The 251-nt window shown below is 49.8% G+C and carries 1 protein-coding gene; it reads left to right on the top strand.

Going from position 1 to position 251, the window contains the following annotated elements:
* Window positions 1-251: VCBS domain-containing protein (locus AB4507_RS22815; RefSeq protein WP_372183479.1), on the top strand; the 251-nt coding region annotated here is incomplete at both ends.

Below are 251 nucleotides of genomic sequence, written 5' to 3'. Positions count from 1 at the left end.
ACCAACGGTGACCTAACTATTGATGCCAGTGGACATTGGGTGTTCACCGCCAACAGTGCGTTTAATCAACTAAACGTTGGCGATAAGGTCGAAGAAACCTTCACGGTGTCGTCTGTTGATGGCACACCCTCGACCATCAAAGTGACGATTAATGGCACTAATGACGCAGCTACTGTCAGCAGTGCGACCGTTGCCATCGATGAAACCGATAAAGCGGTAACTACCTCAGGCACGCTAACCAGTATCGACGT

It is taken from the genome of Vibrio sp. 10N.222.54.A3 (assembly GCF_041474095.1).
Classification (GTDB): Bacteria; Pseudomonadota; Gammaproteobacteria; order Enterobacterales; family Vibrionaceae; genus Vibrio; species Vibrio crassostreae_C.
Note: the sequence above shows the minus strand (reverse complement) of the source record. Positions and strands in the feature narration are given on the sequence as shown.